This window comes from Limnohabitans planktonicus II-D5 (genome assembly GCF_001270065.2).
Taxonomy (GTDB): Bacteria; Pseudomonadota; Gammaproteobacteria; order Burkholderiales; family Burkholderiaceae_C; genus Limnohabitans_A; species Limnohabitans_A planktonicus.
In genome coordinates this window covers 92,665-100,569 of record NZ_LFYT02000010.1, presented here as the reverse complement: position 1 = coordinate 100,569, position 7,905 = coordinate 92,665, and the positions used below count along the sequence as shown (strand labels likewise).

General features: G+C 60.2%; 6 protein-coding genes. 1 reads left to right on the top strand and 5 read right to left on the bottom strand.

What is annotated here, in order from left to right:
- Window positions 1-92 precede the first annotated feature (92 nt).
- From H663_RS30465 to H663_RS30445, 5 genes are all read right to left on the bottom strand, one after another.
- The gene (locus H663_RS30465; RefSeq protein ID WP_053174184.1) at window positions 93-1,433 is read right to left on the bottom strand and encodes a TolC family outer membrane protein; all 1,341 of its coding nucleotides are present in this window, start codon (window positions 1,431-1,433) and stop codon (window positions 93-95) included.
- Window position 1,434: 1 nt separating this feature from the next.
- A complete protein-coding gene (locus H663_RS30460; RefSeq protein WP_083451250.1) occupies window positions 1,435-2,778 on the bottom strand; it encodes an HlyD family type I secretion periplasmic adaptor subunit in 1,344 nt (447 codons plus the stop codon).
- Entirely contained in the window at window positions 2,775-4,463 is a 1,689-nt protein-coding gene (locus tag H663_RS30455; protein WP_053174182.1) for a type I secretion system permease/ATPase, read from the bottom strand. Before H663_RS30455 ends, H663_RS30460 begins: the two co-directional genes overlap by 4 nt.
- The gene (locus H663_RS30450; protein WP_083451249.1) at window positions 4,460-6,214 is read right to left on the bottom strand and encodes a type I secretion system permease/ATPase; all 1,755 of its coding nucleotides are present in this window, start codon (window positions 6,212-6,214) and stop codon (window positions 4,460-4,462) included. Before H663_RS30450 ends, H663_RS30455 begins: the two co-directional genes overlap by 4 nt.
- Before the next feature lie 241 nt (window positions 6,215-6,455).
- Window positions 6,456-6,689 carry a DUF6429 family protein gene (locus tag H663_RS30445; RefSeq protein WP_420844046.1) on the bottom strand — a complete coding sequence of 78 codons (234 nt, stop codon included), beginning with the start codon at window positions 6,687-6,689 and terminating at the stop codon, window positions 6,456-6,458.
- A gap of 510 nt (window positions 6,690-7,199) precedes the next feature.
- Here H663_RS30445 and H663_RS30440 point away from each other — a divergent pair.
- Complete coding sequence (locus tag H663_RS30440) at window positions 7,200-7,871, top strand: DUF1345 domain-containing protein (RefSeq protein ID WP_083451248.1); 672 nt, start codon at window positions 7,200-7,202, stop codon at window positions 7,869-7,871.
- Window positions 7,872-7,905 lie beyond the last annotated feature (34 nt).

Here is a 7,905-nt window from a genome sequence, read left to right as displayed (position 1 = left end):
TTGACGATTTAATCATAATAATGACAAAATTACAAATCAAATATGAAAACTATCAACACTTTTCTAAGTAGTTGCCGCAATCGAACAACAGCTCAGGGCTGCACATCCAGCAAAGCCGACAGTGCTTGCAAGACCTGCTGGGGGTCGGTGCCCGCCATGGTTTGCAGTTTGAGGTGGGCGAGCAGAAATTGGTAGCGTGACTGGGCAAGGTCTCGCCCGGCTTCGGCCTGGCGTTGCAGTGCGTTGAGCAAGTCGGTCTGGCTGCGGGTGCCCGCCTGAATGCCTTTGCGGGTGGAGATGACCATCTGGTCAGACGAGCGCTGGCTTTGCTCCAGGGCTTTGACGCGCAGCAAGCCCGCGGTGGTGTTCTGGTATTCCTTGCGCACTTGCAAGCTCAGGTTGCGGCGCGTTTGTTCCAGCAGTTCTTCCTCGCGCAACAAGCTGGCCTCGGCCTGCCGAATCGCCGATTGGGTTTGCCCCCCTGCGTACAAGGTCCAGTTGAGCTGCACGCCCAGGGTCCTGTTTTGGTAGCTGGAGTTGGGGTTCAATGCATTTTCCCCCTGACTGCGGGTGACTTGTGCCACCAGGTCGAGCGTGGGATGGTGGCCGCTGTTTTGTTTCTTGACCTCGGCCTGTGCGGCCTCGACTTTGGCCCGGGACAGCACCATTTCCGGGTGCTGGGCCAGGGTGCGTTCGATCCATTCGGGAATGTCTTGACCCACAGAAGGCAGCGTCTGCGCTGTGGGCAGATTGCGGACAACCATGTTGGGCACCTCTTGCGAGACGACCGATTGCAGCTGCTCTCGGGTGAACGCCACTTGTTGGCTCGCTTGCAGGGCTTGCGCCTGGGCCATGTCGAGGCGAGCCTGGGCTTCGTCGATGTCGGTTCGGGTGCCTTGGCCCTTGTCAAAGTTGCGTTGCGCGGCGCTCAGCAGGCCTTGGGTGGACTGCAGCAGCACACGGCTGAAAGCCAGCACGTCTTGTGCCAGCAAGACCTCCAGGTAATAGCCCGCTGTGCGGCCCAGCAATTCCAGCTGTGCGCGTTGCAGTTCGGCGTCTGCGGCGCGGCTTTGGGCGCGGGACTGTTCGAGTTGCTCGAATTGCGGTTTGCGGTAGAGGGTTTGCCGCAGCAGCAGGCCTGTGTTTTGGCTGCTGTACTGGTAAGGCGTGGTGACCGTGCCCAAGGTTTGTTGCAGGTTAACTTGATTGTGGCTGTTGCTGACCGAGACGTTGGGCAGCAGCGCTGCCTGGGCCTGTGCTTCGATTTCTCGGGCTGCCGCCGCTTGGGCTGCGGCAGCGCGGAAACCGGGGTCTTTGTCGCGGGCCAGTTGCCAGGCTTGTGTCAGGTCCATGGCCTGTGCGGGGATGCACGCCAACAGACAGGCGCAGCTCAGCGCGGCCAAGCCTGGGCGCATGATGGCTTGGAGGAACACCTCACTCCTCCTTCATGGATTGGGACAAGCGCCGCACCAGCGGATAGGCCAGATAGGTCAGCAGCGAGCGCTCACCGGTGCGAATGACCACCTCGGCCTGCATGCCCGACTGCAAAGCACGCGCACCCAGGCTGCGCAAGCCTTCGGGGGTGAGCACCAAACGGGCCAGAAAGTAGGACTGCCGGGTTTCCGGCTCATTGATCAGGTCTTTGGACACCGACATGACTTGGGCCTCGGTGACCAGTTGGGGTGAATGCGCGAAGGCAGAAAACCGGACATCGGCCAGCAAACCGGCCTTGACGCGGTCGATGACGTGCACGGGGATGCGTGCTTCGATCACCAGGGGGGAGCGCTCGGGCACGATGTCCATGAGCCTTTGACCCGGCCCCACCACGGCACCCACGGTCTGCACGCTCAAGGCGACCACCTGTCCGGTGGCGGGTGCCTTGATTTCGGTGCGTTCCATGTCCTGCGTGACGGCAGTGAGCTTTTCTGCATCGGCCTGAACTTCGCGGCGGATGTCGGCCAACTGGTTGTCCAGCTCCTTGAGGTATTCAAAGCGCACCTGCTGCGTGCGTTGGTTCAATTCATCGATGCTGCGTGACAAACGAACCCCGGTCGAATCCAGGTCTGCGATGACGCTGGACACATCAGCCAGGTTGCGCTCCAGTTCGTTCAGGCGAGCACGGGGTGCATAGCCCTCTTTGACCAGATCGGCAATGTTGCTCACCTCTTCTTGCAACAAGGCCGATTGCCGCTTGCGTTGCACCAGCATGCGCGCATTGCCATCCAACTGGGCGCGCAAGCCCGCCTGGTTGTCGGCCAGTCCGCGCACGTTGGCCTCCAGTGCCGAGCGGCGTGACTGAAACAGCTGGGTCTGCACTTGCAGATGGGGCTGGGTCAGGGGGTCGTTCTGGGCGGCCAGCAGATCGGCATGCCATTGCACTTGGGGCAAGTTCAGGCGCTCGGACTGCAAACGGCTTTCAGCGGCGCGCAGGGCCAGGTAGTGCTGACGCACCGATTCGAGCTGGGCCCGGGGCATGGCCTGCTCCAGGGTCATGACCACCTCGCCCTCCTGGACTTGCTGTCCTTCTTGAACCCGAACATCCCGCACGATGCCGCCTTGCAGGTGCTGAATGGTTTTGCGTTTGGTGTCCAGTGTCACCAGGCCTTCTGTGGGCACGCCTTCATCCATGGGGGCCAGTGCGGCCCAGACCAACAGGCCCGCAAAGCCCAGGATCAGCGCCCAGCGGCCCACGCGTTGCAAGGGTTGGGTGTCCTGGAGGGTTTGTCGAATGTGCGCATCGGTGTCAGGCGCAGGGGCAGCGGGTGTTGACGGATTCATGGTGTGGTCACGGGGCCCTGTGGAAGTGTGATGGCTGCAGTCAATTGGGCAAGCACCTGCGAGGGCGGGCCCCAGTGCTTCACTTGCCCAGACGCCAGGACAAGCAGCCAGTCGGCGGCTTGCACAATCGGTTTGCGGTGGGTGATGAGCACCACGGTTTTGCCCTCTGATTTGAGCGATTGGACCGTGGCCAGCAAGGCCTGCTCGGCCGCATCGTCCAGGTGGGCGTTGGGTTCGTCCAGCACCAGCAGACTGGCCTGTGCATACAGGGCTCTGGCCAGACCGATGCGCTGTTTTTGACCGGCTGAGAGCATGATGCCGGCCTCGCCAGTGGGTGTGTTGTAGCCCTGTGGCAAACGCAAGATCAGGTCATGGATGCCTGCCTGACGGGCAGCGGCTACCACTTGCTCGCTGTTGACTTCACCCATGCGGGCAATGTTTTGGGCCAGGGTGCCGGGCAGCAAGTCCATGTCTTGCGGCAAGTAACCGATATGTTCGGTGCGCCAGGCAGCAGGCAGGCCCTGCACAGGCTGTCCACCGAGCAAGACCTCGCCCTGCGTGTGGGGCCAGACACCCAGCAAGACTCTGGCCAGCGTGGATTTGCCGCTGCCGCTTGGCCCCATGATGCACAGCACCTGGCCAGCTTGCACCTGAAAGGAGACGCTCTGCAACACCGCCTGATCGCTGCCGGGCGCGTTGGCACTGACCGCGCGGCAGTCGATGGCCGGGGACCAGGCTGCCTGGGCACTTGGCCCGGAGGGTGGTGGTGCGTGGTCACGCAGCAAAGCTGTCATGCGGCCCCATGACGCACGCGCAGCGAGCATGGGCCGCCAGGTGCCCACCAGCAAGTCCAGGGGTTGCAAGGCACGCGACATCAAGGTGCTGGCCACGATCATGGCACCGGGACTGATGTCACCACGAACGACCAACCAAGCCCCCATGGCCAAGGACAGTGACTGTTGCGTGTAGCGAAAGAATTTGCTGAAGGCCTGCAAGCGGTGGCTGATGTGTTCGACCGATTGCTGCGCCACCATCTGACGCAGATGTCGTGACTCCCAATCGGCATGCAAGGCGGGCAGCATGCCCATGGCGTGGATCACCTGGGCGTTGCGCAGCTTGGCTTGCTGGTCTGCCTGCACTTGTTGACTCGCTTGCAAAGCGGCCAATGCGGGCTGTGCAGCCAGGCGGTGCCCGGCCCAGGCGATGCCCAACAAGACCGCGCCACAGCCGATGGCCAACACCCCCAGCCAGGGGTGCAGCACAAACATCACCCCGATGTAAATCACCACCCACGGTGCATCAAAAAAAGCAAACACGCCATTGCCCGTGAGGAATTGACGCACTTGGGTCAGGTCGTTCAGGGCCTGTGCGGGCTGCACCTGACCCCGGAGTCTTTGCGACTGAAAACTCGCTTGCAAAAGCTCAGGGGCAAATGCCTTGTCGATGCGCATGCCGGTGTTCACCAGCAGCCGCGAACGCGCCATCTCGGCCAGACAGACCAGCAGCAACACCCCCACCAGGAGCAAGGTGCTCATGAGCAAGGTGAGCTGGTTGCGCCCGAGCAGCACGCGGTCATACACCTGAAGCATGTAGAGGCTGGGCATCAACATGCCTGCATTGATGAGCAAGCTCCACAGGCCAACCAGGCGCCATTCTTTGCGGAATGCTTGGATCAGGGCGTTCATGGCGCGACGCCTGCCGTGGGGCGGGGCTGTTGCATGGCTTTTTGCAAAGCTGCAATGACTTCGTCTCGCGGGCCACATGCTTGCATGTGTCCGTCACGCAACACCATGAGCTGATCGGCCAGGCTGAGCACGGCAGTCCTGTGGGTGATCAGCACCACGGTGCAGCTGCGGGCCTTGGCAATGGCCAGGGTTTGCGTCAGTTGCGCCTCACCCATTTCATCCAGATGCGCATTGGGCTCGTCCAGCACCACCAGACGCGGCCAGCCATACAAGGCGCGCGCCAGCCCGACGCGCTGGCGCATGCCGCCCGACAGGACATGGCCGTCCACACCCAATGGGGTGTTCAGCCCCAGAGGCAGACCTGCGATCCACCCTTGCAAGCCTGTGGCCGTGATGACTTCATCGAGCAAGTTTTGATCGGGCTGCTGAAAACGGGCGATGTTGAGCGCCAAAGTCCCGTCAAACAGTTCCACGTTTTGCGGCAAGTAACCGATGTGTGGTCCGATCTCGGCGCGATCCCAGGCATGAATGTCCACCCCATCCAGGCGCACCTTGCCCGTAGCAGGCGGCCAGATGCCCACCAGCATGCGCGACAAACTGGTTTTACCCGCGCCAGAAGGGCCCAGCACAGCAAGCAACTGGCCCGGCTCTAGGCGAAATTGAACACCTTTGAGCAACTCGGCCTGACCGTCCGGCGAGCGAAGACTCAAATTTGCACCGCTCAGCAAGCCCTTGGGCGCTGGCATCGGCATGGGGGGTGTTTCTTTTTGGGCAGGCCCCAAAAAACTGTCCAAGCGCTGCCAGGAAGCCCAGGCCTCATGAATGGTGCGTGAGTGCATGATCAATTGGGTGATGGGGCTGAGCGCCTTGGCCCCCAGGATGGAGGCCACCACCATCATCCCGCCATGGGCCGGAATCAGGCCCATCAGCGTCAGCCAGCAGCCCAAGCCCAACAGCAAAGAGGCCTGCAGGACCTGGATGAAACGCGACATGGCCGAGCCCCAGCCTGCACCATGGGAAGCCTGCGCCTGAAGGTCCAGAAAAACGTCTTGTCGCTCTTGCCAAAGCCGCTGAGCGCGGTCTTGCATGCCCATGGCCAACACACTTTCAGATTGGCGCAGCAGGGAAGAAGCCAAGATCTGGGAGGTCTGAGCGGCCTGCTGGGCATGGTCCATGGGCTGGTGCACACGCTGGTGGGTGATGTAGGTCACCACACCCAGCACGGCACCCGCCATCACCGAGGCCACCCCCAACCAAAAGTGAATGGCAAAAATGATCAGGATGACCACCACGGCAAAAGGCAAATCGACCAAGGCCAGGGTGGCCGGGGATGTCAAAAAAATGCGCACTTGCTGGACATCGGCCAAATTGGCCTGAACCGGCCCAGGCCCTGTCAACTGCGCTTGTTGCGTCATTTTCCAGATGCGTGGCGATAACTGCAGCTCCAGTTTGTTGGCCAGCATCTGCAGCCACGATTCACGCACCCAGTCGATGACTTCCATCCACGCATAGACCGCAATGATCAGGACTGTCATCATGACCAGCGTCAGGCCGCTTCGGCTGGTGACCACCCGTCCATACACCTCCAGCATGTACAAGGAAGGTGCCAAAGCCAGCAGATTGCTCAGGCCGCCATAAGCAAACACCTTGCGCAAGCTGGCCACCCAGACAGGCCGAAACAAGGACAACCAAGACGGTTCAGAGGAATGACGCAGAGATAGAGGTGATGACATGCCTGCAGGGGGATCCATGAAACAGTGCGTCGTGTCAAAACGCTCAAATCATTCTGTTGCCCCATTCAAAATCAGGCGAAGGTCTCAAATGAACAAAACAGAATACCAATGTTTGTTTATAACATCTTTGGCGATTTTATAAATATGAAACACGCATTGCCGCGATGACCTTCGACTACAGAGCATTGGCTAAGCCGACATGTACTCTCACAGTGCGGCGGAGCCGCACTCACGGCGTGGCATTCAGGCAAGAACTGATTCAGGACTTTTGTTCATCTGATTCGAACAACAGCCGAAACAATCGATCCGACTCTTGCAAGCCCTCATCGGTCAACACCACTGACTTGGCCTTGCCAACCGGGCTCGAGATAAAACCCTTGGCATGGAGTCTCTCCATCACAGCCCAATCAAAGCCTTTCCATGACCTGTTGCTGTCATGCAAACCCAACTGCAGCAATGCCAGCACCGCTTGGTCGATGCGCTCCGTGTTCATCTTGATGACTCCTCTGTTGACTGATGACCGTGTGCTTGCTGCCATGGTCCACATGCAGCAAGACCCGAAGTTTGCCCTATTGATTCGGCCGTGTGAAATTTTCAATGCTCAAAGATGTTGTAGGTCGGCGGTCGAAGACCCCGACATGGGCCTGTACTGAACCAACAATGTCGGACTCTGCGAGTGCCGACCTACGAGATAAATGTAGGTCGGCGGTCGAAGACTCCGACATGGGCCTGTGCCAAAACCCATAACGTCGGACTCTGCGAGTGCCGACCTACGAGATAAATGCAGATCGGCGGTCGAAGATCCCGACATGGGCCTGTGCCAAAACCCATAACGTCGGACTCTGCGAGTGCCGACCTACGAGATAAATGTAGGTCGGCGGTCGAAGACCCCGACATGGGTCTGTGCCAAAACCCATAACGTCGGACTCTGCGAGTGCCGACCTACGGGATGCCATTTCTCACACATTTCAATCTTCAACGTGCCGGATCAATAATTGAGCTCATGAAACGCCCCCTGCACACGTTCATGCGTCAGGTCAACGCCCGCATCCGTTTGGTCAGTGCCGCCCTGTTTGGCGTGGTACTGCACCTGGCGCTGCCACCCGACTGGCCCACGCTGACCACCACCCGAATTTTGCTGTGCTGGAACGCCGCTGTTGCGCTGTACCTGCTGATGGCCTTGTGGGTCATGCGGCAGTCGGATGTGGAGCACATGCGCCAGCGGGCCTACCGCCAAGACGAAGGCCAAAAGACCATTCTGCTGCTGACCATTGGGGCGGTGCTCGCCAGTCTGGTGGTCATTGTGGCCGAGCTCTCGGCCATCAAATCTCTCAGCGGCAGCGACAAGCTGCTGCACATTGGCCTCACGGGCGCAACAGTGGCCAGTTCCTGGGTGTTCATGCACCTGATGTTTGCCATGCATTACGCCCACGACTACTACCTGAGCGGACGCCACGGGCGCGAACCCGGTCTGGCATTTCCGCAGGAACCCATGCCGGACTACTGGGACTTTTTGTACTTTTCGGCGGTGATCGGCACCTCGGGCCAGACGGCCGATGTGTCCTTCACCTCCAAGGCCATGCGCCGCACCGGGCTGGTGCACTGTGTGCTGGCTTACTTTTACAACACCACGGTGCTGGCCCTGACCATCAACATTGCGGCCAGCCTGATGTGAGCCCGGCCGGGAGCCTGCCCGGTGCCCGATAAAA

Coding starts and splice junctions, on each gene's coding strand:
- H663_RS30460 (WP_083451250.1), bottom strand. CDS start 2,778: ATGAATCCGTCAACACCCGCTGCCCCTGCGCCTGACACCGATGCGCAC.
- H663_RS30445 (WP_420844046.1), bottom strand. CDS start 6,689: ATGAACACGGAGCGCATCGACCAAGCGGTGCTGGCATTGCTGCAGTTG.
- H663_RS30450 (WP_083451249.1), bottom strand. CDS start 6,214: ATGGATCCCCCTGCAGGCATGTCATCACCTCTATCTCTGCGTCATTCC.
- H663_RS30440 (WP_083451248.1), top strand. CDS start 7,200: ATGAAACGCCCCCTGCACACGTTCATGCGTCAGGTCAACGCCCGCATC.
- H663_RS30455 (WP_053174182.1), bottom strand. CDS start 4,463: ATGAACGCCCTGATCCAAGCATTCCGCAAAGAATGGCGCCTGGTTGGC.